This window comes from Ruegeria sp. E5 (assembly GCF_056534105.1).
This window is the reverse complement of sequence record NZ_JBQFPA010000004.1, coordinates 425,881-449,101: the sequence shown is the minus strand read 5'-3', so window position 1 is coordinate 449,101 and position 23,221 is coordinate 425,881. Positions and strand designations below refer to the sequence as shown.

The following is a 23,221-nucleotide window of genomic DNA, read 5'->3' as shown; positions in this document are numbered from 1 at the left end:
TGCGCGCCCGAACACCATACCGGCGATTGTGCCGAATTTCAGGCAAGCCGTGTCATCGAATTTTTTGTGACTGATGTCAAACGGCAACAGGTCAGGAAATCTGATCAATCAAAGCTGAAAGATCACCCAAATCCTTCAACTCGCGGAACCGTGGGTTGGAAGTTGGGACCTCGGCCTGCTCGACCTCCCATACCAACCCGTGCGGGACATGCACGCCCCAGCACCCGGCTTCGATTGGGGCCACCACGTCAGAACGCATCGAGTTTCCGATCATCATCGAAGCGTCGGGGCCATCACCGTACTGGTCAAAAATCATCGCATAGGTCGCCGCCGTTTTTTCGCTCACGATCTCGACGCCATCGAACAGCTCACCCAATCCGGATTGCGCCAGCTTACGCTCCTGGTCGATCAGGTCGCCCTTGGTGATCAGCAGAACCTTATGCGTCTCGGCCACCGCCTCGATGGCCTCGCGCGCATGGGGGAGCAGTTCGATGGGTTGTGCCAGCATCTCCTGCCCCGCTTCAACAAGTTGGCGGATGACGCGCGCCGGTACGCGATCTTCCGTCACCTCAATCGCTGTCTCGATCATCGACAGGGTAAAGCCCTTGATGCCATACCCATAGTGCTGGATGTTGCGCTTTTCGGCGGCAAGTAGACGTTCCATCAGGTGATCGTGATCGGCGTGATCGGCCAGCAATTCGGCAAAATATGCCTGAGTCAGCTGGAAGAAACGCTCGTTATGCCAAAGGGTATCGTCTGCATCGAACCCGATTGTTGTCAGCTTGTCCCGCATCGCATTTCCGTCCGGTTGCTCTTTTCTCTGGCCACCGTGACGTTATATAAGCCGGGAAACAATTCGTAGTGTTAATCGAGATTCTCTTACAGCAATGCGCAAACACCAGTGGATCATGTCTGAAAAGGACGACGAAGACGACGACACGTCGGTCCTGGTGCAAACGCGCCCCAAGACCAAGCGGCCGCCGCTGTATAAGGTGCTGTTGCTGAATGACGATTATACACCGATGGAGTTCGTAGTGCATGTGCTGGAACGGTTCTTCGGCATGACCCATGCGCAAGCGTTTGAAATAATGCTGACCGTCCACAAGAAAGGTGTCGCCGTGGTTGGCGTGTTCAGCCATGAGATTGCCGAGACCAAGGTCGGGCAAGTCATGGATTTTGCGCGCAGGCATCAGCACCCGCTGCAATGCACCATGGAACGCGAAGAATAACGCACGGCCATGTCCTCTCGCCTTGATCTAGCCCTGAACAGCGGGCTCAGCCTGTCGCAACCGCTGACTGTCTTGGCGCCCACCCCGGACCACGATTTGTCGGACCTTCCGCGCGAGGCGCAGATGGTGCAACCGTTCAAACCATTCCACGATCACTTTGCCACGCAGGGCTTTGTCGCAACGCCCAATAGTGACGCGCCTTGCCAGGATGCGGTCGTGTTTCTACCGCGCGCCAAGGCGCTGGCCCGGGCGCTGATCCATCAGGCCTGCAGCCGCGCCAGCGGGGTCATCGTGGTAGACGGGGCCAAAACCGATGGCGTCGACAGTTTGCTGAAAGACATCCGCAAGCGGGTCGCGATCGAGGGCCCAATCTCGAAGGCACATGGCAAGATTTTCTGGTTTCAGTCTGATGCGGACGCCTTTGCCGACTGGGCTGCGCCTGAAAACCAAATGGTTGACGGCTTCCATACCGCGCCCGGTGTGTTTTCCGCCGATGGTATCGATCCTGCCTCGGCCCTGCTGCTGAAGTCTCTGCCAACCAAGCGCGGCACGCGCATCGCTGATCTGGGTGCAGGTTGGGGCTTTCTGTCCGCAAGGCTGATCGACGACACCTTGCGCAGCCTGCATCTGGTTGAGGCCGAACACACCGCCCTTACTTGCGCCCGCGCCAACGTCACCGACCCCCGTGCGCAGTTCCACTGGGCCGACGCCACCAAATGGAGCACGCCCGAGCCGCTGGACATGGTGATCATGAATCCGCCCTTTCATACTTCGCGCAGCGCCGACCCGACATTGGGCCAGGGCTTTATCACCAGTGCTGCATGCAACCTCACCCGCAACGGTCAACTCTGGATGGTTGCAAATCGCCACCTTCCTTACGAGGCCACGCTGGCCGAGGCTTTCGCCCGTGTTGACGAAGTGGCAGGAGACAACCGCTTCAAGGTTTTCCATGCCTCTCGCCCTCGGGGCTGAGGCCCGCTAACCTTCGCCAGAACTCAGGAGGATTCGCATGTCCTTTTCCATCGCGGGCAAGACCGCAATCGTCACCGGGGGTGCCAACGGCATCGGACTGGCCATCGGACGGCACTTTGCCGATGCAGGCGCCAATGTCATGTTCGCCGATATGGATGAAAAGCGCCTGTCCGATGAGCTGGGCGAACAGGCGGATGACAGCAACATCCGTTATTTCGCCGGTGACCTGCGTGAAAAGTTGACCATCGCCAATCTGCTTTCGGCCACGCTGGATGCGTTTGATCAGGTTGATATCCTGATCAATGGTGCGCGGCAGGTGATCCCGTCGGACCCGCTGGACACCGATGACGATTCCGTGCGCACATTGCTGAACCAGAACCTGATGCCCGCGCTGCGACTGAGCCAACTAGTGGCTAAGCGATTTATCAAACAGGCTGATGGAGACGATGAGAACCCTGCCGGGTCGATCATAAACCTGTCCTCGATTGCCGCACGCCGCACCCATCCCGATCTGATGGCCTATTCCGTTTCGACCGCTGCGCTGGATCAGATGACCCGTTCGTTGGCGGTTGCACTTGCGCCCAGCCGCATTCGCGTAAACTCCATCGCACTAGGATCGGTCATGAGCGCTTCATTGCAGTCAACGCTGAAAGAAAACCGAGATTTCCGGGACGACATCGAAAAACATACTCCGCTTTCCCGGATTGCCGCTCCGAACGAACTGGTCGAAACCGCGCAATTTCTCGCGTCGGACGCTGCGGGCTTCATGACAGGCCAAATTCTAACCATTGACGGAGGCCGCACCCTGCTGGACCCTGTCGCAGCCCCGGCCCACTGATCCCAATGTTCGATAAAGAAAAAGCCACCGCCTCTGCCTGGTTCCGCCAGTTGCGAGATGACATCGTAACCGCCTTAGAAGCGTTGGAAGATAGCCACACCTCAGGCCCCTTCTCGGATTCTCAGCCGGGAAGGTTCGAAGTCAAAGAAACTAAACGGCAGTCTGACGATGGCTCCGACGCGGGCGGCGGGCTGATGTCGGTGATGCGCGGGGGCCGCGTGTTCGAGAAGGTGGGCGTCAATGTCTCAACCGTCTTTGGTACGCTGGGTGAGCGCGCGCAAAACGCGATGGCCGCGCGCAAGGGTATTCCGGGGATGAAGGACGACCCTCGGTTCTGGGCTTCGGGCATCAGCCTTGTGGCCCATATGCAGAACCCGCATGTGCCTGCGGTCCATATGAACACCCGGATGTTCTGGACCCCGCACGCCTGGTGGTTCGGCGGCGGCTCCGACCTGAATCCCTGCATCGAATATGACGACGACACCGCCCATTTCCACGCCACCCAAAAAGCGCATCTCGACCCGCACGGACCCGGCCACTACCCGCGCCTCAAAGATTGGGCTGACGAGTATTTTTATATCCCCCACCGAAAGCGCGCTCGGGGTGTCGGCGGGATCTTCATGGATGACTATTGCACCGGCGACTGGCAGGCGGATTTTGCGCTGACGCAGGACATCGGTCGCGCCTTCCTGCCCGCCTTTCTGCCTCTGGTCGAAAAACGCCGGGTGCAAAGCTTTGACGACGCGGACAAAAACACCCAGCTGGTGCATCGTGGGCTCTATGCCGAATACAATCTGGTCTATGACCGGGGCACCAAGTTTGGTCTGGAAACCGGGCACGACCCCGATGCTGTTCTGATGAGTCTGCCGCCCTTGGCCAAGTGGGTCTGACCGCTAAAACCCCATATCGATGGAATTATCAAAGCAGTAGTTTTGCGCCGAAGCGGCGGAAAGGTTCTCACCCACCCTGTTGACGGTCAAAGAATATCCCGGATTGGTATCCGCGCCGGGCGGTGGAGTTAGCGAAAACTGCACTGTGCGAACACCTTTCTCGTAAGCTTTGAAAACATAAATCCGCTGCGAGTTTGAAACTCCCAAAGTGCGAACTGCATAATCACCAATTCCACACCAATAGGTGACCGCGGCCGAGGATCCACCGACAGGCTTCACTTCGTAGGTTCCATCCTTAAGCGGCGTGATCTGGGTTCTGAACTGCGGTCTTAGTTTATAGCCAAAACCAACGCCCTGAGACTGCGCAATGGTGGGGGCCAGTATGATGGCTGTCAAAGAGAGGCATGTAAGAAAACGCATATAAAACACCCTATGAAAAACGCGATCACGGCTGAGACGACGTGGGACCAACCAGCCTATACGAATCAATATAGTCAAACCGGGCCTCAGGTCTAACTCAACCCGTAACACATCAGCTTGAGTGAAAATTCTTTCTTTGAATATGTGGTGCGCTATGATCTCTGCATCAGCAGTTTCCAGAGTGGCCCGTGGAAAAGTCATTTCCCAAAGACTGGTTCGATCTTTCCGGTGAAAAATACGCCGACTTCGGTGCGTTATTTTATCTGGCTGCCCTGACCAAAACGCATCGTAACCGCAGTTTGGCGCAGGTTCTCTATGCGTTCGAAACGCCGCTGAGATTGGGCCAGTATCACATCTTCCGCCAAAACGGCTTTCCGCGCGGATTCGTGACATTTGCCGGTCTCAGCCCTGAAGCCGAATATCGCTATGCGGTGAAGGAAGAGCCGCTGAGAGATGTCGATTTCGCCAGTGGCTCATCCTTCTGGATCATCGATATGGTGGCACCCTTCGGCCAAACTCGTCAGATCGTCGACATGCTGAAACGGGACATCCCGCACCCACGCGTGCGCACCAATCGTCTCAGCAGCGACCTATCCACAAAACGTATCGTCGAATGGACACGCGATGACCAGCAACAGGTGCATATGCGCCTTTACCGCGATGCCGAATTTGCCAGAACGCTCGAGCAGGAAAACGGATGACTTCGGTTGTAACCATATCGGGCGATATCACGGGCGACGTGACCGGCTTTCCTCCGAATGTCGCCTCGGGTGACCTCGATGTCACCGCAACATCGGATTTCGGGACCTTCACCGGGGCCACCTGGGCAATCTCCGATCAACCGGATTTCGGCACCGCCTCAATCGATGCGAACGGTACGTGGACCTATACCGTCGACCCGGCCTTCTTCGATAGCCTCGATGACGGAGAAATCCAATTGGACTCGTTCGAGGTGACGGTCACCGCCAATTTCGCCAATGGTTTCTTCACCTTCAGTGGAACCCAGACCCAGATCATTGATATCACTATCGAAGGCGTTTGCTTTACCGCAGGCACTCTGATTGAAACGGCGGAAGGCCAGCGCGCCATTGAGACCCTGCGCGTGGATGACGACGTGTTAACTGCCGATCACGGAATACAGCCGATCCGCTGGATCGAAAGCAGCACCATGTCGCCCGAGCGGTTGCGCGCAAATCCTGCGATGCGCCCGGTGCGTGTGACCGCAGGCAGTCTGGGAACCGGTGTTCCATCCCGCGATTTGCTGGTGTCTCAACAGCATCGCCTCCTGATCCGTGGCCCCAAGGTCGAGATGCTGTTCGGCGCGCCCGAAGTGTTGGTCGCCGCCAAACATCTGTGCTCGTGGCCGGGAATAGATATTGATACCGGTGATGAGCCGGTCGAATACCTGCATATCCTGCTGGACAGGCACGAGATTTTAATTGCCGAAGGGGCTCAGGCCGAAAGCCTGTTTCTGGGTGAAGAAACACTCCACACGCTGTCTTCTGACGCGCTGCAGGAACTCGCCGAGATATTCCCCGAGCGCGCCTCGGACGAACATATCGGCTTCGGCCTTGCTGCGCGGCTGATCCTGCGCGAACATGAGGCGCGTGCGCTTGCCTAGGTCCTAGACAACCCGCCCCCCGACATCCTGCGGAGCCAGCGCGACGGTCTTGATCACCGCATAGCATGTACTGCCCTGCTGCAAACCCAGCGCCGCGACCGAGCGTCGGGTCACGCGCGCCAGCACAACACCCGCAGTTGTTTTGACCGACACGATTGCACCGGGCCCCTCGCCTGCCCGGATCGCCTCGACCTGCCCCGACAACACATTCAAGGCTGAAAGGCCCTCGGGTGGTTTATTGGACAGGATCACCTCTTGCGCCGGAATACGAATACGCAGCTCTTCGCCGATTTGATGGGCAATCCGAGGCAGGTAAAGACGTGCGCCGCCGGCATCAAGTTCGGACAGGCCATCGTCGTGATGCGCCGTAACACGGACCCGCAAAACGGCCCCCACCGCGCGCACGCCTGCAGGGGCCACAGATGGGTCCGACAGAACATCGGACGCGGGACCATGCCGCACGACACGCCCGTCCTGCAGCGCAACCACGGACGTTGCAAGCCGGGCAACCTCGGCCGCCGAATGGGTCACATAGAGTATCGGGACTGATACCTCGTCCCGCAACCGTTCGAAATAGGGCAGGATTTCGGCCTTTCGCGCGTCGTCGAGCGCGGCCAAAGGTTCATCCGCCAGAATCAGTCGCGGGCTGGCCAGCAGGGCGCGGCCAATGGCGACGCGCTGTTTCTCACCCCCCGATAGCATCGCTGGGCGGCGGTCCAGCAAATGGCCAACACCCAACATCTCGATCACCCGGTCCGGGTTTTCGCGTCGTGCCCCGCGCGGTGCAAACCAGCGACCATAATTCAGGTTCTGGCGCACGGTCATATGCGGGAACAGACGGCCTTCCTGAAAGATATAGCCCAGACGCCGCCGATGCGGCGGCAGCCATGCCCCACGACCCGTGTCGAACAACACCCAATCGCCGACCGCGACCCGCCCGGCCTCGGGTCTCAGTAGCCCAGCGACTGCATTCACTACCGTCGTCTTTCCCGAACCAGAACGCCCAAACAGAACCGTTACACCGGAAGGTGCGTCGAAATCGAGGTCCAGCTTCATCCCGGGCAGCTGGTGTTGCAGGCGGACGGACAGGCTCATGATCCGGCCACGCGTTTGGCCACACGACGGCCCACATATTCTGACAGCAAAAGCGCGCCCATGGCGATGATGATCGAGATGATCACCAGCCGCGTCGCCGCCGCCTCACCCCCTGGAACCTGCAAAAACGCATAGACTGCCGAGGGCAGCGTCTGCGTCTGACCGGGTATGTTCGAAACAAAGGTAATCGTGGCCCCGAACTCTCCCATCGCCTTGGCAAACGCCAGAATCGCGCCCGCAATGACCCCAGGCAGGATCATCGGCAGCGTCACCGTTCCAAAGACCAGCAGACGCGAGGCCCCCAAAGTGGCGCCTGCCTGTTCCAGTTTTGGGTCTACCACCTCGATCGACAGCCGGATCGCGCGCACCATCAGCGGAAAAGCCATGATCCCGGCAGCCAGCGCAGCGCCAGTCCATCGGAATGCAAAAACGATCCCAAGCTCGGCCAAAGGCGCGCCCAACGGCCCCTGAATCCCAAAGGTCAGCAGCAGCAGATAGCCGGTTACCACCGGCGGCAGTATCAGAGGCAGGTGAACCAGACCATTCAGCAACTGGCGCCCCGGAAACCGCCAGCGCGCAAGCGCATAGGCAATGAAAATCCCAAAGGGCAACGTGATCAGCGTTGCCCAGAACGATACGCGCAGCGACAGGCGCAATGCCTCCATCTCTGCCGGGCCCAACCATCCCATCGTATTATCCTTCGGGCAGGGAGAACCCCTGCCTCACAAATTCGGCCCGTGCGGAATTGCCTTGCAAATAGGTCAAAAGCGCGTGCGCCGTAGGTTCTGCAGTAGAAGTCAGGGCTGCTGGATACACAATTTTCGGGTGGATATCTGCCGGGATGACACCGATGACACCGACCCGCTCATCAGCCACAGCGTCCGAGCGATAGACAATGCCCAAAGGCGCCGCCCCCGTCGCAACCAGCGCCAGCGCGGCGCGTACATTGTCCGTCTGGGCGATCTGGTCCCGAACATCGCCCCAAAGTCCCAGACCCTGTAACGCGGCCTTGCCATAGATGCCCGCAGGCACCGCATCGACCAAAGCCATGGCCAGATACCCACTGCCTAGACGGGTGCTCAGGTCAAACCCCGCCTCTATCTCGGCCGTTTCAGCCCCCGGCGCACCAACCAAAACCAGCCCGTTACCCAGCAACTCAATACGTGAAGCGGTATCGATCAGGCCCTGATCCTGCAGCACGTCCATCCAATCCTCGTTGGCGGAAATGAACAGATCGGCGGGCGCCCCCGCTTGTATCTGCCGTGCCAGCACCGAGGAGGCCGCGTAAGACACCGTCACCTCTTGCCCGGTCTCAGCCTCATAACTTCTGGCAATCACGTCCAGTGCGGTCTTGAGGCTGGCGGCGGCAAAAACCAGCACGCCCTCGGCCCGAACCGGGGCAGCGAGTATCGCGCAGAAGGCCAAAGCTGCGATCAGACAGCGACAGGCGCCCGTCATTCTTTGCCTCCGGATCAGAGGGTTGCAATCCCTCTGGGCATATCGGAGGCAACACGTGGCAGGCAAGGCCCTTTGGCCTTACAACCAAAGCTACGGCCCATATTGAACTCAGAATTCGGTGGAAAACGAGAATCGCCCAACCCAAGATCAATATGCTGTCACGCTTCTCTAAAACCGAAAACTCCCGAGGTAGAGCGCTCAATCGCTAAACAACGTGTCTGATCCGCCTCGTCTGAACAGCGATATTCGCATTTCGCTATTCAACCACGATATGACACACGAGTTTGCTCGATTGGTAACCGCGCCCAGTTGCCTAAACGCTGATCTGAAACCTTGCGCAATTTTGCAAAAGAAATTGTGCCATACCCTCTTGCACCCACGCACGGGCTTAGCTACATGAGCCCTCACGGGTGATTAGCTCAGTTGGTAGAGCGCTTCGTTTACACCGAAGATGTCGGGAGTTCGAGTCTCTCATCACCCACCATCCTTTCCCCACAATGGATCAAGGTCTTACGCGAAAAACACTTGCTGCTGTGCTGCTCGGGAAACTGTGTCCGCCGCACTTAAACGGAAAAGATGTCTCCAACACAGGAGATATGGGCCATGGCAACAATCGTAAAACAGCCTCAGCCCAAATGCCATATCCGTATTGATGGACCTGCCAAGCAGAGACGACCGGTGTTTGCCCCTGTCTGGTAACTCTGTGCGATTAGTCTTTGAACGTCTCAGGCAAGGGGCAGGTGTGGTTGACCTGACATTTCATGATCTTCGGCACGAGGCGGTGTCACGCTTTATGGAAAGTGGATCGTCGCTGGCGCAGGTCCAAATGATCAGCGGGCATCGGGATTTGCGGATGTTGATGCGTTATACCCACCTACAGACCGATGACATCATGGCAAAGCTGGCCGCCGTAGAACTTGCTTAGATCGCCTTGATACAATGTAGGGTGGTCGCAGTCTCCAGATGCGCTAGCTCGAACGGTACGTCAGCAATCGCCAATGCGTGCAGTTTAATGCCGAAAAAACAGTAGAGCGGGATCGGAGATGTCGGGCAACCGTTCCGTCGTACCGAATGTTTAGGTCGGCGCTATATCGGTCGGGACAAGTTCCAAAGGGTTGAGCGAAACCGACCAATTCGGTTGGCTGCTCCAAGGACACATTAACACGGCACATAGACTTCCAGTTTTTGGATGGCATGACATGGGATCGGTATGGTCAATGCGAGGTCGACCACATTACCCCTCTTTCGGCTGCTCGGTCTTTGGAGCACCTCATCGAACTTTGCGGTTACAGCAACCTGCAACCTCTTTGGAAGCGGGACATCCTAGCAAAGGGCGGGGCGTAAGGCTCGCCCGTGCGGGCTAGAATCTGTCTTCTTTGCACAAGGCTGGTTGCGAATTTGCTCAACCCGCACCGTTATCGAGTATTCAAGGAAGAAGGCAAAGCCGATATTCCCTTAGCTTATGCCGAACGTCAGTCCTGCGGACTTTCCTGCTCTTCGTGATGGCCGTTTAAACGTCCGCTTTGTAGTGCTTTAGGAACATCGCGACACAATCGTCCAGTACGTCTTTCGGCGTTGGGTTCTCGCCAAGGAAGAACTCTGGCCAGAAGAAGAAGTTTTTTACAAGCGCCAGAAGTTGGTTGGTCGCAAGAACCGGATCAGCCTTTCGGATCACGCCTGCATCCATGGCTTCGCTGATCAGCCTCGTTATTGGGTAATCATGTGTTGCTGTTTCAGTGAAGAATTGCCGGGAACGGTCAAGGTCACGGATCAATTCTGAGATGACCATCCGGTTCAATCCGATGGCGGTCTCATCGGTGATCACCCCAATGTAGCGCCACAAGGCGTTCTTCAGTTGCTCAACGAATTCTCGATCCGGATCATAAGGCACTGGCTCCATGCTCCGGTTCTGCTCCAGCATGATCTGTGAGATCGCCTCAAAGAGAGCCTCCTTGCTCTCGAAGTGATTGTAGAGCGTGCGACTCGATACGTTCGCTTTTTTGGCGATTGAAGTGGTCTTTGCCCCCAGAAACCCCTGCTCTTTGAACTCATCGATGGCCGCATCGATGATATCTTTTCGTTTTTTTTCAGTACGTTTCAAGATTTCTACCTCAAAAAGTAAAAAGAAGTGTTTACAAAAACACTTGCCTCACCATAAGTAAACTCAACGATTTACTTTAGCAAGGCGCAATGCTACCTGATCCCGAAAGGACCAAGACCATGACAACTCAAAATCTCACAGCGGGCAAAAACGAAGTCACCTTCAAATCCTTTGGCGTGGATTTGGCGGGCGATCTCTACCTGCCCGAAGGCTTTGATGAGACCAAGACCTACAAGGCCATCGTGGGGGCCAGCCCGTTCCCGCAGGTCAAAGATCAGATCCCGGCTACTTACGGGCCGGAAATGGCCGCGCGGGGTTTCATCTACCTCGGTTTCGATTACCTCGGCATGGGCTCGTCCCCTGCGCTGCCCGGAGAGTACAAGCAATCCCGCTACATGTTCCGGCTGATCGAAAACACCTGGGACGCCGTGTCTTACCTCGGCACTCTACCGTTCGTTGACGAGATTTACGGTCTGGGTGTTTGCCAACGCGGCTCGATCATCGCATCCGCCGCCGTGACCGATCATCGCATCAAGAAGATCGCCATGGTGTCGGGCATGATGGCGGCTGATGGTTTTCAATGGACCGACCGCGATATGGTCAATCAGCAAATCGCGGCCTCGAACGCCTCGATGCAGAAGATGTATGAAACCGGCGAGCCGGATTATGTCGAACCATTTGGGCTAAATGATGAGCAAACCCGAGAAGAATTTGTTGGATCGGGTGTCAACCCGATGGCCGGAGAATCCTATGACTACTACGGACGCGATGGAGTCAAAGGCCCGGTTGCGGTTCCGACCTATACCAACATGCATATCGGCGATCAGGGCATGCAGTCTCTGATTTCCATTGGAGAGGCTTATGCCGATAAGATCGTGCAGCCGTCCCTAACCATCTACAGCAGCACGGCCTTTACAGCGCCGTGCTCCACGCAGTTTGTCGCGAAGCTGACGAATGAACATGAGGAGTTGGCGTTTGATGAGTTCTCTCATGTGGACTTCTACTACAAGCCCGAGGCAGTAAAGGCGTCGACGGACGCTGTAGCAGAGTTCTTCAATAGATGAAGTGATGAGGCAGAGGTCATACAGTGGTCTCTGCCTCCTTGCCGACAAGCGGAAGTTAGATCGAGGTTCTGCAATGGCCGCTTAGGGCTCAAAGCAGACATCAGGCTAAGACGCAGCATTGTCTGTTAAAGGCAGAAAAGCGGTCTTTCGCAGCGAAATGAGCCTACGTCGGCTAGTCGCAGTGTTTTGGCAGCTGCTATACTCTTCAAGCCAACCTTGGTTAGCTAGATGCACCTAAGCAGGGACAGCAAAAACTAGGCCAACTTTACACATTTCGAAAGTTGTCAGAAATGGCCAATTTGAGCCCGCGCACTCACGCAGTCAGGCCGCATGATTTTGATCCGAAAACCCTCAAGACTCTCACTTGTGATGCGCTCAGAGCCTAACGCGTTTGTGCACACAGCCTTATATTTTGTACACTCCTAGGAATAACCTTTCAGGATTGACATGAATTTACATCGAAGCAACCGGGTCAAGGCACTAGTGCTGGCAAGCTTTGCAAGTATGGCGTTCGGGATTGGCGCTGCGGCCTCTGAGCGGCTACCGGCGCTACGCGTCGTACAATCAGGTCATAGCCTCACCGATGGCGTCATCGGTCCGCTTGAGATCATGGTACGTGTAACCAGTATGCGTGGCGGCAAACTGGACAAGGCTACAATTCCGGGCAGTCCGATGGAGTGGCGATGGGAAAATGCGAGTAACCCGGATATCCGTCAGCCTGAGGTGATGGCCCGTTACGACGTTCTAGCAATCACCGAACGTGTCGCACTGACAAACACAATGGACCATCATGACAGCAAACACTGGGCTTTGCATTGGGCGAGCCATGCGTGGGAGCATGGCGCGAATGGTGATGGCGCTCGGTCTGTGCTCTATGCAAGCTGGGTCGATATCGAAAGCGGTTCGGGTTTTGAAAATCGCCACAACGACCCTGAAGGTCATTTGACATTTCGCGAACGACTGCCGCTGGAGATGGTGCGGTGGCAAAGCATTCTTGATCACGTCAACGCAAACCGGCCCGATGGGATGCCTGAAATGGACATGATCCCTGGCCCTCTGATTATGGCTCGCGCTTATGACGAAATTGCATCAGGCACAGCCCCGGGGCTCAATGATATTCACGACCTTTTTTCAGATAGCATTCACCCCAACAAGATGGGTAACTATCTCATCGCACTGGCACATTTCGCGGTGATCTACGACGGCGATCCGCGTGGCTTGCCGCCAACGATGCTGACGCAGGGCGGGCCGGACAAGGTGCAGGCGGCATGGATGCAAGAAATTGTCTGGGACGTGCTTAACGAATACGCAGAAACATCAGGCGGCCCCTAATGAGCCCTGTGTAGGTCGGCTTACGCCGTTCACGCGCATCTTGGTCCGGTTTGGGCCTTCGCTCCTGCTGGGTCCAAAACAGCGAATGGCAGCAATTGTCCGCAAAGTGGACGTACAAGCAAGTCGCCGAAAACGACCGCAATTCGGACAACCCCATCTCCAACTTTGCGGACGGAATGTCTGCTTCTGTTATTTTGTCTGGAAGTCAGGCGATTTAGCCAACCGCTATTCAACTATAGACTGAGCTACTAGACCGCTCGAGCTCCACACTGTTAACTCCGATATTACCCATGTGGAGAGTTATTCGCTCTGCTAGCCTTTGTTTGCACAACTCCGCTACGGCCGCTGGCAAGCCTTGCAACTCCTCTTTCCTCGCAACGACCGTCAACGTGCGCGACAAACCCGAAACAGGCAATTCTTGCAATCGCAAAGCCATGTTTTCAACGAGACCATCGATCAACAGCGTCGGGGTCAAAAGGCTAAAACCCTGTCCTGTCGAAACGCAGGAAGTCACCATGCTGGAGCGATCTGCCTGTATGACTTTGTCAGGCTCGAAGCGCAGTCGTCGCAGGTGTTGGGCAATCTGGCGTCCTGCATTGGTCGTATCCCCGAAACGTACAAGAGGCAGCCTTGTCTGGATTGCTTCCAGGCTTTCAGTTGGTCCGTTGTATGCTTCAGGAAGAACCAAGAGGTATTTTTCGGTCAAAATGTGATGCCGTTCTAGCCCGTCCATGTCCAAAAAAGGGTTTGATGTAATTGCCAGGTCCGCCTGCTTGGTGCGCAAGAGATGCTCATGGTTACCGCTTTGCCCGGCGTGCAATGTGATATCTTCGACGTTGAACATCTTTTGCGCAAGATCGATCAATGGCGGTGTAAGGGTTGTTGCAACGGAGGCTTGAATGCCCACCCTTAGCAGCGTCAGGGACTGGCCACCGACATGGCGCAACTCGGTTTCCATATCCGACAAAGCATCAAGTATCTTTTGCGCTTTGCCGTGCAGTCGTGCACCAGCGTATGTCAGTTTTGCGGGTCGCGTGCTGCGGTCCAGTAGCGTCGTGCCGAACGCCTTTTCCAACGCGGAAATGTGCTGAGATGCGGCGGGTTGTGACAGACTCAGCAGGCTCGCTCCAGCCCGCATTTGACCTGTTTCTGCTACCGCAAGGAACACCTCAAGCGAGCGCATAAGACTGGGTGACATTTTATAGCGATCAAGCACGGCTCATCCTTAGTATAAGAATTTCTAATACTATTTAGATTTTCTTGGGTTTGGTCAATCGCTGCGGCATCGTTATCACATGTCTCGCATACGCACCTCTCGCCGCAAAAAAACGGCAAAGCAACGCTCACCGAACGACGCGCGTGCGCCATTCATTTTGCGCAAGCTTTCAACCTTCGGTGTCCTCAGCGATGCCGGGCTTGAGCAGATTGAGGCAAATGCCGACACCATCCTTTCTGAGACGGGTATGGAATTTCAAGACGATCCTGAGATCCTCCTGATTTTTGCGGATGCAGGGTGCGATGTAGACGGCACACGGGTACGGTTCGCGCCCGGCTTTTGCCGCCGGACCATCATGGCAACCGCGCCAAGCCAGTTCATACAGCATGCCCGCAACCCCAAAAACACTGTCCAGCTTGGCGGCGATGCGACGGTTTTGTGCCCGTCCTGGGGTCCGCCTTTTGTGCATGATCTGGATCGCGGCCGGCGTTATGCGAGCCATGAAGACTTCAACAATCTGGTAAAGCTACACCACACGCTGCCATGGCTGCATCATTCGGGCGGTGTGGTTTGTGAACCTGTTGATCTGCCCGCCAACAAGCGCCATCTGGATATGCTCTACGCTCATATCCGCCACTCTGACCGCGCGTTTATGGGGGCCTTTATCGGCGCTGAACGGGCAGGTCATGCAATTGACATGGCGCGCATTGTTTTTGGCGACATCTCAGAGAAGCCCGCGTTATACTGCGTGTCTAACACCAATGCGCCTTTGGTGATGGACAGCCATATGTCTGGCGCGCTGAAAACCTATGCCCGCGCGGGCCAGCCCGTCGCCTGCACGCCCTGGGTGCTGACTGGGGCGATGTCACCCGCAACCGTGGCCGGCACGCTTGCGCAAGTGCTGGCCGAATCCATGGCGACAATGACGTTAACCCAACTGGTGAACCCCGGCGCGCCTTGTCTGATGGGCAGCTTCGCCTCGACCATGTCGATGAAATCCGGCGCGCCAACTTTTGGCACACCTGAGGCCGGGTTGATGGTTCTCGCCGCGGGGCAACTTGCGCGCAGGCTCGGGGTGCCCCTGCACACTGTTGGCACACTAAGTTCGTCCAAACTGTCCGATGCACAAAGCCAGCAAGAGGCCGCGTGGGGTCTGATGATGTCGATGTTTGCCGGTGCCAACTTGATCAACCATGCGACCGGCTGGCTCGAAGGGGGGTTGGTGACCTCGTTCGAAAAAACCGTGATTGATCATGATCTGTGCGGCAAGATCGGACGCTTTTTTGACGGGATCGATATGAGCGAAAATGCTCAGGCGATGGAGGCTATTGCCACAACAGGGCCGGGGCAACATTTCCTTGGGTCTGAACATACGCGAGCCAACTTCATGACTGCGCTCTTTCGCCCGTGGACACCCGACGATAACTCGTTCGAGCAATGGCACGCGGCAGGTGAACAGGATGCGGCCGTGCGGGCCAACGTCATTTGGAAGGAACGACTAGCAGGGTATGAGGACCCTGGCCTCGACCGAGACATTGATGCAGCTCTCAAGGACTACATCGCCGCCCGCAAAGCCGAAAAACCAGATCAGGAATACTTCTGATGGGCCTGGCTTTCTGCAATCTCACACATCCGCTCGTAGAACGGTACGTGATGCGCAGCTATGTCGGTATAGGGTTCTCCGAGCTGGTGAAGCTCTGCTTGGAAGTCGACCGCTTCAGGCGCCTTGATCGCCCCGCTTTGCAGCACTTCGGTATGCCAGCTTTGAACCGAACCCCATCCATCCGGCACAGCATCGTTCCACGTGAACGCATGGTCCAGAAACGTAAGCCCCACATGTGCCCAGTAGCGGCGCAACGTGGTCTGCGGATCATTGCGCAACTGATCTGCAGTAATCACCAACGGGCTATGGCCCAGCTCGGTCAACGCGCTGTAAAGCCTGCATTGCGCCTCATGCCCCAACTCCAACTGCGTAAACTCAGGATCGCGCTTTGCGTAGGAAAGCGCGGCTTCGATGGGATTGCGCACCAAAAAGGCGTGGGTCATTTCGCCCGCAAACCCTGCATCGCGGGGCAGTCTGTCGGCGACGTAGTACGCCATGTCCTTGAAGAAAACCAGACCACCCTGCGCGGTCTTGCGGATCATGGCGCGGATTTCATCGTAGGTCACCGGATGTCCCGGTTCCGGAGTGAAACCCGGAAAAAGCCGATCCTTGGTCGTAAGGTAGTGGTGGTACATGAACGGTTCGTGCAGGACCGACAGATCACCACGCTCGCGCATGATCCGTTCAAACGCCGTCGAAACCGAGCGTGGGTGGCACCACAAAGCATGTATAGTCATGTGGTTAGCCTAGTGGTGCTGAAAAGCTTGCGTCAACAGGGGTTTGCATGAGCCGCATTTTGATCATTGGCGGCGGCGCAATTGGCCTTAGCGTAGCCTATCATCTTGGGAAACGCGGCGCAGATGATGTCACGTTGCTGGAGCGCAACCAGTTGACGTCGGGCACCTCCTGGCATGCGGCGGGGATTGTTGGCCCTTTGCGCGCGACGCCCAATATGACGGTACTTGCCTCTGCCGCGCTTGAGGTCTTTCCGGCGCTGGAGCAAGAGACAGGCATGTCCACCGGATATCGACGCACCGGGGGTTATTGGCTGGCGCGCGAACCGGCGCGCATGGACGAATTTCACCGGATTGCTGACCTCGGCGCGACGCAAGGGTTAACGCCAGCGGTGATCGCTGCGCGCGATGTTCCGCTGCCCGCGCTCGATCTTTCAAAACATGTCGGCGCATTGCATGTGCCGGAAGACGCCAATGTGAACCCGGTCGACCTATGTATGGCCTATGCTCGTGCCGCCAAAACCCTCGGTGTAACGATCCGTGAAGGCGTCGAGGTCGAAAGACTGATCACCGAAAACAGGAAAGCAAAGGGCGTGGCATTTGCTGACGGCACCACTATGGAAGCGGACCAGGTGGTCATCGCGACAGGAGCCTGGTCGCGAGAGCTGGCTGCGACTGCCGGGGTCGCGCTACCGCTCCAAGCGGTTGAGCATATGTACGTTGTGACCGAACCCTTCCCCGATCTGCCCGACCCTTTCCCAGTGATCCGCGATCTGGATCGAGGCATCTATATCAAGGGCGATGCCGGAAAATTGGTGATTGGCGGATTTGAACCCAATGCCAAATGCTGGAACCCATACGGGCCAGAAGGCAACCGACCTTTCCTTGAGATGGCAGAAGACTGGGATCAGTTTGCCCCTTTTATGGAAGCGGCTTTGGAGCTTTGCCCCGCGTTGGAGCACTTAGGCGTGCAGCATTTCATGAACGGCCCCGAGAGCTTTACCGCCGACACACGCCCACTAGTCGGGGAAACTGACGTTGATCGTCTGTTTGTCGGCGCAGGCATGAACTCGGTGGGCGTTATGTCCTCGGCCGGGATCGGACGCGCCTTGGCCGATTGGATGGTCGATGGCCAACCGCCAATGAACATGTGGGAGGTGGATGTCGCCCGGGTCGACCCACTTACGGCAACGCCCGCGCATTTGGAAGCACGGATGGAAGAGGCCGTCGCGGACCTCTTCAACCTGCATTGGCCTTACAAACAGCCCAAGGCCGGGCGCGGGATGCTTAGGTCCGCACTGCATGATCGATGGGCTGCCCTTGGGGCGCAGTTTGGACAAACCGCCGGGTGGGAGCGAGGGCTTTGGTATGGCGAGGCGCAGGCGTATTCTATTGGCGCTCAAGGATGGTGGCCGATTACCCAAAACGAAGCTGCGTCTATGGCCAAGGGCACGGCCCTGATCGACCTCAGCCCCTTTACCAAGATAGACGTCACGGGGCCGCGTGTTCTTGACGCGCTGAACCAGCTTTGTACCGCGCAGATGGACGTCGCTATCGGCAAAGCAGTTTACACCCAAATCCTGAACGACCGTGGCGGGATCGAGATGGATATCACCGTCTCTCGTCTCGCCGACAGCCGTTTCCATATCACATCGGGTGCCGCGACCCGTGCTCGTGACTTTGCGTTCCTGCGACGCAATCTGGCCGATGGCGTGACGCTAACGGATGTGACCGAGGAGTTTTGCACACTTGGTGTCATGGGCGCAGGCAGTGGCCCGGTGCTGCAGAAACTGGATGCCGGGGTCGCATGGGCAAATGCGCCAATGGGTCAGGTGTGCGAATTTAAGGTCGAAGGCCAAAGTGCGCGCGCCACCCGCGTAAGCTTTGTCGGTGAATACGGCTGGGAGTTAACCCTTCCCAATGCTGTCGCAGTGCGCGTTTTCGACGCGCTCATCGCTGCAGGCGCTGCGCCGCTTGGGCACTATGCGCTTGATGGCTGCCGGATCGAAAAGGGCTTCAAACACTGGGGCCATGACATTGATCCGACCGTCACACCTTTGGAAGCGGGGCTTGGCTTTACCATCGACTGGAATAAGGACTTCACCGGCAAGGCAGCTTTGCAGGAACAAAAGGAACAGGGCACCCGCAAACGTCTTGTCCTGATGCAAATCGAAGGTTCGGCGTTGATTCTGCACGATGAACCCATCTTTGAAGAAGGTCGACATGTCGGGTTCACAACCTCCGGCGCGCGTGGACCTCGCACCGGGCTGAACCTTTGCTTTGCTCTTGTGTCCACCGACCCAAGTGAGGCGAAAGCTCAAACTTGCGCACGTAGTTTCACGGTAAAGGTCGCTGGCAAAGACTATGCTGCCACCCCGTTGCAGCGCCCGCCCTTTGACCCGAAAAATGAAAGGATGCGTGGACAATGAGCACCGTGACCAAGGCACAGGTTGTCATCATCGGCGGCGGCGCGATGGGCGTCTCGCTGATGTATCATCTGGTCAAAGTGGGTTGGACGGATGTGCTGCTGGTGGAGAAGAACGACCTCACCCATGGCTCAACCTGGCATGCAGCGGGCCTGTGTACCCATTTCGCGCACAATCCGACGATTCAGGAACTGCGTGCCACGTCCGTACGACTCTATCGGGATATTCTGCCACAGGAGACGGGCCGTGACTGCGGGTTTCACACCACTGGCGCAATGCGGATCACGCGCAACCCGGACCGGATGGATGAGTTTCGCCATGTCGCAGGCCTGTCGGATTTCACGGGCTATCCGCTGGAAGTCCTGACACCCGAACGCATCGCCGAGTTGCATCCGCTGGCAAGACTCGACGGTCTGTTGGGCGGAATCTATGAACCCGATGACGGCCACGTCGATCCCACGCTTGCCACCAACGCCATGGCCGAGGTGGCGCGCCAGGACGGCGCGCAGATCTGGCGCAACTGCCCAGTAACCGCGATCCGGCGCGATGGCGACCATTGGTTGCTCGACACGCCCAAAGGCACGGTTGAGGCGGTACATGTAGTCAACGCGGCTGGCACTTGGGGATGGGAAATCGGCCAAATGATGGGGCTGAACATCCCCTCTGTCCCGGTGCTACACCAATATCTGGTAACCGATACTGTACAGGTCGTGGAAGACCGGATTACTCAGGGGCTGCCTGAACTGCCGATCATCCGCGACCCCGAAGAAAGCTGGTATGTCCGGCAAGAACGCGATGGGCTGATCCTTGGACCTTACGAAAAAGAGGCACAGGTCTGGTCCGTGGATGGCGTCCCGCCCGAATTTGGTGCGGACTTGATGCCGCCTGACCTAGACCGGGTCGAAGATATCATCGAGGCGGCCATGGCACGCATTCCAGCGCTGGAAACTGGGGGCATCAAATCGGTCATCAACGGCCCCATCACCTTTACCCCCGACGCCAACCCGCTGATTGGTCCGGCGCATGGGTTGCAAAACGCGTGGTTGCTGACCGGCTCGTCCATGGGTGTGATGGAGGGCGGCGGCGCAGGCTGGTTCCTCGCGCATTGGATGACCCATGGCGCGCCGCCTATGGATGCGCTGGCAGTGGATAGTCGCCGCTTCGGGTCCTGGGCAGATCGCGACTATCGCGTGGCCAAAGCCATTGAGTGTTTCGGCTTACAATTTGGTGTCCACTATCCCCACGAGGAACGACCCGCAGGTCGTGGCCTGCGTCTGTCTCAATTGCATGAGCTGATGGTCGAACGGGGCGCGGTCATGGGAGCGGCCCATGGCTGGGAACGGCCAAACTGGTTCACCGATACACCCGGCGCAGAGGCGATTGAAACCTTCCGCCGCGCCAATTGGTTCGATGCAGTGGCCGCCGAGGTCGATGCCGCCACCAACCGCGTTGCGATGGCCGATCTTTCGGTGTTCTCGAAATTCGATGTCACCGGGCCGGATGTGGCGGCGTTCCTTGAGGCGCTCGGATCCAACCGCGCGCCAGAACCGGGGCGCATCGGCCTGACCCATGTGCTAACACCAGCAGGCGGGGTATTGTCGGAGCTCACCGTCACCAGATTGGCCGAGGATCATGCCTACCTGACCTGCGCGGCTGCGGCCGAGGAAATCGACTTGGATCAGTTGATCAAGGCAGCGGCGGCGTTCGAGGTCACCGTTACCAACCGCTGCGAAGATCTGGCCGTGATCGGTGTCATGGGCCCGAAATCACCCGATGTGTTGCCCGAACTCACCAGCATGCCGTGGCTCACCGCGCAGGCAACCGAGATCGCTGGTATCCCCGTGCGAGCCCTGCGCGTGTCCTACCTTGGGGAATGCGGGTGGGAGCTGCATGTTACGCGCAATCAGGCCGTTGCGCTTTTCACCAAACTGGAAGAGACCGCCCAACCCCATGGCCTTGGCTTTTATGGCGCCTATGCCGCCAACTCGATGCGGCTGGAAAAGGGCTATCGCGCTTGGGGAAGCGACCTGACAACGGAACGCAGCCCGCTAGACGCCGGCCTTACACCCTTTGTCCGCAAAGACTTGCGCAACACCCTGCGTCAAGAATGGGACATGGTTCTGCTGGAGATTGAGGCAGGCGAAGTCGATCCGTTCTATGCCCACACGCTTTGGCATCGGGAGCACCCGGTTGGGATCATCACCTCCGGTGCTTATGGCCATCGCACCGGCAAGGTGCTCGCACTGGCGTACCTGCGCGACCCAACCGCACGCGAAAACTTGACCGTTTCCATCCTAGGGCAGCACAGGCGGGCAACCATTCTGCCGCGTCCTCCATATGACCCTGACAATACCCGTTTGAAAGCTGGAGCCGCCAAATGATCGAACATCCCCTGCATACCGATTGGAACTTTGACAGCACCGCAGCGCGGCGTGATCGGTTCTATGCAGCCTCACTGACCCGTTTCACGCCGTTCCGGGAACCAATCGTATTTCAGAAGGGGCAAGGTCAGTATTTGTGGGATACGGACGGGCGGAAATACACGGACCTTCTGGGAATGAACGTCTGCATCTCTGTCGGCCATTCGCATCCCCGGGTCGTCGCCGCAGCGATGGAACAGGCGCAAGAACTCACCCATTGTACGACCATGTTCTATCACCCGACGCCTGCGCATTTGGCAGAGGAACTCGCCGCCACAATGCCAAAAGGTCATGACTGGGGGGTGCATCTTACCAATTCGGGGTCTGAGGCCATCGACCTGGCCATGACAATGGCGCGAACCTTCACCGGCAATCTTGATTTGCTCGCTTTGAGGACCGCCTATCATGGACCGACCGCTGCAGCGCAATCAGTCACGGGTATTTCTGGGTGGCGGCACCCGGGCATGCCCGGCAACGTGGCCTTTGTCGCTGATCCGAACCAGTATCGCGGCATTTTTGGCCCCGGCACTGCGCCTTATCTTGATGAGATCACACACACGATCAATGCCGCTACATCCGGCCAGGTGGCCGGGATTTTGGTTGAGAGTGTGCAAGGTTATGGCGGTATCCACCAGATGCCGCCGGGATACATGTCGGGGGCGGCAGAACGAGTACGCACAGCAGGTGGGCTCTATATCGCGGATGAGGTTCAATCCGGTTTCGGCCGCACTGGCGATCACTTCTGGGGGTTTGAGGCGGACGGCGTGGTTCCCGATATAATTGTTATGGCTAAAGGTTTGGGCAATGGCTTTCCTATCGGCGCCGTTGTGGCCAAGAAACATATCGCAGAGCCAATGGCCGAGAAGTTCATGTTCCACACCTATGGAGCGAACCCGACCTCTGCTGCCGCCGCGCGTGCCGTCCTTGCGGTAATGCGCGATGAGGGTTTGCAAGAGAACGCAAAGACCGTTGGTGCAAAGCTGTTGGAGCGCCTGAACGATCTGAAAGCCAAGCATAAGGCCATCGGAGATGTTCGAGGCCACGGTCTGATGCTGGCACTGGAATTCGTGATCGACCGCGACAGCAAAACACCTGACAAGACGATGACGTCCGAGGTCTTCGAGGCTTGCCGCGCACAAGGAATTATCTTATCGAAATCCGGTCCGTTCCAGCAATGCCTACGCATGGTGCCCCCGCTTTGCCTGTCTATGGAGGATGTGGATCAAGTCACAACGAGTCTAGATCAGGCGCTAGGCGATGCGGCGATTCAGATATGAACAGCACCAAAAAGTGTAGTGTTCATGACGCGGCCAGGTAACAGCGTGAACAAGCCCGTTACCACAAGCGCCAAAACAAATAGGGATATCATAAGCACCTTGTGACGGTTGATGTCTCCCTGACGTGCCGCCTTGATCGCCAGAAAAAGGCTAACAAGTGTAACCGGAATCAACAGGTGGATGGGAGAGTAGCTCCCCCATAACCGTATCTGGTGCATGAAAACTGCGGTAAACGCCGTTCCCGCCATAAGTAAGGCCCAAGCATATCCGAACAGCCGATGACAGTGGTTCACCTGATAGGTGCATGATGCCTTAATGACTGAGACGCGCGGCACGATCTTTGTAGCTTTTGGACCAAGCTTGCTGCCAGCGCGGGCTGATGAGTTGTGCCCTCCTTTTTTCGTCGACTTTGAGCCTTCGGCCATCGATCCGCCCATGTACAACCAGCGCACCCGATACCTCTTCGCAGCTGATATATTTATCGGGATGTGCTGCTTTCCAGGTGATCAATCGGGCGCTTTCGTT

22 protein-coding genes, 1 tRNA gene and 1 pseudogene are annotated in these 23,221 nt (G+C 57.2%); 14 read left to right on the top strand and 10 right to left on the bottom strand.

Annotated elements, in window-relative coordinates; all coding sequences use genetic code 11:
• Positions 1-91 precede the first annotated feature (91 nt).
• A complete protein-coding gene (locus ACR0BI_RS17100; RefSeq protein ID WP_480563016.1) occupies positions 92-793 on the bottom strand; it encodes an HAD family hydrolase in 702 nt (233 codons plus the stop codon).
• A gap of 94 nt (positions 794-887) precedes the next feature.
• Here ACR0BI_RS17100 and clpS point away from each other — a divergent pair, with 94 nt between their 5' ends.
• Genes clpS through hemF form a run of 4 tightly spaced genes read left to right on the top strand, consistent with a single transcriptional unit; the run spans position 888 to position 3,929 of the window.
• The gene (gene clpS / locus ACR0BI_RS17095; RefSeq protein WP_170396046.1) at positions 888-1,229 is read left to right on the top strand and encodes an ATP-dependent Clp protease adapter ClpS; all 342 of its coding nucleotides are present in this window, start codon (positions 888-890) and stop codon (positions 1,227-1,229) included.
• 9 nt (positions 1,230-1,238) lie between these two features.
• Positions 1,239-2,201 (top strand): class I SAM-dependent methyltransferase, encoded by a 963-nt coding sequence (locus ACR0BI_RS17090; RefSeq protein ID WP_480563017.1) that lies wholly within the window; start codon positions 1,239-1,241, stop codon positions 2,199-2,201.
• Positions 2,202-2,238: 37 nt separating this feature from the next.
• Positions 2,239-3,039 (top strand): SDR family NAD(P)-dependent oxidoreductase, encoded by an 801-nt coding sequence (locus ACR0BI_RS17085; protein WP_170408883.1) that lies wholly within the window; start codon positions 2,239-2,241, stop codon positions 3,037-3,039.
• A 5-nt stretch (positions 3,040-3,044) separates the two neighbouring features.
• Positions 3,045-3,929 carry an oxygen-dependent coproporphyrinogen oxidase gene (gene hemF, locus ACR0BI_RS17080; protein ID WP_480563018.1) on the top strand — a complete coding sequence of 295 codons (885 nt, stop codon included), beginning with the start codon at positions 3,045-3,047 and terminating at the stop codon, positions 3,927-3,929.
• A gap of 3 nt (positions 3,930-3,932) precedes the next feature.
• Here the strand turns inward: hemF and ACR0BI_RS17075 are convergent, their stop codons facing one another.
• Positions 3,933-4,550, bottom strand: a complete 618-nt coding sequence (locus ACR0BI_RS17075) for a hypothetical protein (protein WP_480563019.1) — start codon at positions 4,548-4,550, stop codon at positions 3,933-3,935.
• Here ACR0BI_RS17075 and ACR0BI_RS17070 point away from each other — a divergent pair.
• A complete protein-coding gene (locus ACR0BI_RS17070; protein WP_170408881.1) occupies positions 4,538-5,050 on the top strand; it encodes a toxin-activating lysine-acyltransferase in 513 nt (170 codons plus the stop codon). The genes ACR0BI_RS17075 and ACR0BI_RS17070 overlap by 13 nt on opposite strands.
• Positions 5,047-5,970, top strand: a complete 924-nt coding sequence (locus ACR0BI_RS17065) for a Hint domain-containing protein (protein ID WP_480563020.1) — start codon at positions 5,047-5,049, stop codon at positions 5,968-5,970. The genes ACR0BI_RS17070 and ACR0BI_RS17065 overlap by 4 nt, the downstream gene beginning before the upstream one ends.
• A gap of 3 nt (positions 5,971-5,973) precedes the next feature.
• On the opposite strand, the gene modC is transcribed toward ACR0BI_RS17065, so the two are convergent.
• The 3 genes from modC to modA are packed head-to-tail and all read right to left on the bottom strand — an operon-like array spanning position 5,974 to position 8,523.
• Positions 5,974-7,065 carry a molybdenum ABC transporter ATP-binding protein gene (modC, locus tag ACR0BI_RS17060; protein ID WP_170613009.1) on the bottom strand — a complete coding sequence of 364 codons (1,092 nt, stop codon included), beginning with the start codon at positions 7,063-7,065 and terminating at the stop codon, positions 5,974-5,976.
• Entirely contained in the window at positions 7,062-7,754 is a 693-nt protein-coding gene (gene modB, locus ACR0BI_RS17055) for a molybdate ABC transporter permease subunit (protein ID WP_480563021.1), read from the bottom strand. Before modB ends, modC begins: the two co-directional genes overlap by 4 nt.
• Before the next feature lie 4 nt (positions 7,755-7,758).
• Positions 7,759-8,523: a molybdate ABC transporter substrate-binding protein gene (gene modA / locus ACR0BI_RS17050; RefSeq protein ID WP_480563022.1), complete on the bottom strand. Its 765-nt coding sequence runs from the start codon at positions 8,521-8,523 to the stop codon at positions 7,759-7,761.
• Between the two features lie 408 nt (positions 8,524-8,931).
• Here modA and ACR0BI_RS17045 point away from each other — a divergent pair.
• Together ACR0BI_RS17045 and ACR0BI_RS17040 are read left to right on the top strand one after the other, a co-directional pair.
• Positions 8,932-9,007: transfer RNA gene (locus ACR0BI_RS17045), tRNA-Val, on the top strand.
• A gap of 168 nt (positions 9,008-9,175) precedes the next feature.
• The gene (locus ACR0BI_RS17040; protein ID WP_480563023.1) at positions 9,176-9,448 is read left to right on the top strand and encodes a tyrosine-type recombinase/integrase; all 273 of its coding nucleotides are present in this window, start codon (positions 9,176-9,178) and stop codon (positions 9,446-9,448) included.
• Between the two features lie 585 nt (positions 9,449-10,033).
• Here the strand turns inward: ACR0BI_RS17040 and ACR0BI_RS17035 are convergent.
• The gene (locus ACR0BI_RS17035; protein ID WP_223117602.1) at positions 10,034-10,624 is read right to left on the bottom strand and encodes a TetR/AcrR family transcriptional regulator; all 591 of its coding nucleotides are present in this window, start codon (positions 10,622-10,624) and stop codon (positions 10,034-10,036) included.
• A gap of 119 nt (positions 10,625-10,743) precedes the next feature.
• Here ACR0BI_RS17035 and ACR0BI_RS17030 point away from each other — a divergent pair, with 119 nt between their 5' ends.
• Positions 10,744-11,688, top strand: coding sequence for an alpha/beta hydrolase (locus ACR0BI_RS17030; protein ID WP_480563024.1), 945 nt, complete (start codon positions 10,744-10,746; stop codon positions 11,686-11,688).
• A 447-nt stretch (positions 11,689-12,135) separates the two neighbouring features.
• Positions 12,136-13,020 carry a hypothetical protein gene (locus ACR0BI_RS17025; protein WP_223117601.1) on the top strand — a complete coding sequence of 295 codons (885 nt, stop codon included), beginning with the start codon at positions 12,136-12,138 and terminating at the stop codon, positions 13,018-13,020.
• Positions 13,021-13,249: 229 nt separating this feature from the next.
• On the opposite strand, the gene ACR0BI_RS17020 is transcribed toward ACR0BI_RS17025, so the two are convergent.
• Together ACR0BI_RS17020 and ACR0BI_RS17015 are read right to left on the bottom strand one after the other, a co-directional pair.
• Positions 13,250-13,978, bottom strand: a complete 729-nt coding sequence (locus tag ACR0BI_RS17020) for a substrate-binding domain-containing protein (RefSeq protein WP_255612158.1) — start codon at positions 13,976-13,978, stop codon at positions 13,250-13,252.
• A 60-nt stretch (positions 13,979-14,038) separates the two neighbouring features.
• A pseudogene (locus ACR0BI_RS17015) lies at positions 14,039-14,203 on the bottom strand (helix-turn-helix domain-containing protein); the annotation flags it as partial.
• Between the two features lie 112 nt (positions 14,204-14,315).
• Between ACR0BI_RS17015 and ACR0BI_RS17010 the strand changes: the two are divergent.
• Complete coding sequence (locus ACR0BI_RS17010; RefSeq protein ID WP_480563025.1) at positions 14,316-15,839, top strand: trimethylamine methyltransferase family protein; 1,524 nt, start codon at positions 14,316-14,318, stop codon at positions 15,837-15,839.
• Here ACR0BI_RS17010 and ACR0BI_RS17005 read toward each other — a convergent pair.
• Positions 15,824-16,576, bottom strand: a complete 753-nt coding sequence (locus ACR0BI_RS17005) for a sulfotransferase-like domain-containing protein (RefSeq protein ID WP_170396015.1) — start codon at positions 16,574-16,576, stop codon at positions 15,824-15,826. The two genes, ACR0BI_RS17010 and ACR0BI_RS17005, sit on opposite strands and share 16 nt — an antisense overlap.
• Before the next feature lie 47 nt (positions 16,577-16,623).
• Between ACR0BI_RS17005 and ACR0BI_RS17000 the strand changes: the two genes are divergently transcribed.
• The 3 genes from ACR0BI_RS17000 to ACR0BI_RS16990 are packed head-to-tail and all read left to right on the top strand — an operon-like array spanning position 16,624 to position 22,696.
• Positions 16,624-19,002 carry a GcvT family protein gene (locus ACR0BI_RS17000; RefSeq protein WP_480563026.1) on the top strand — a complete coding sequence of 793 codons (2,379 nt, stop codon included), beginning with the start codon at positions 16,624-16,626 and terminating at the stop codon, positions 19,000-19,002.
• A complete protein-coding gene (locus ACR0BI_RS16995; protein WP_480563027.1) occupies positions 18,999-21,380 on the top strand; it encodes a GcvT family protein in 2,382 nt (793 codons plus the stop codon). The genes ACR0BI_RS17000 and ACR0BI_RS16995 overlap by 4 nt, the downstream gene beginning before the upstream one ends.
• Complete coding sequence (locus ACR0BI_RS16990; protein ID WP_480563028.1) at positions 21,377-22,696, top strand: aspartate aminotransferase family protein; 1,320 nt, start codon at positions 21,377-21,379, stop codon at positions 22,694-22,696. The genes ACR0BI_RS16995 and ACR0BI_RS16990 overlap by 4 nt, the downstream gene beginning before the upstream one ends.
• On the opposite strand, the gene ACR0BI_RS16985 is transcribed toward ACR0BI_RS16990, so the two are convergent.
• A complete protein-coding gene (locus ACR0BI_RS16985; protein WP_480563029.1) occupies positions 22,687-23,121 on the bottom strand; it encodes a DUF2306 domain-containing protein in 435 nt (144 codons plus the stop codon). The genes ACR0BI_RS16990 and ACR0BI_RS16985 overlap by 10 nt on opposite strands.
• Positions 23,122-23,221 lie beyond the last annotated feature (100 nt).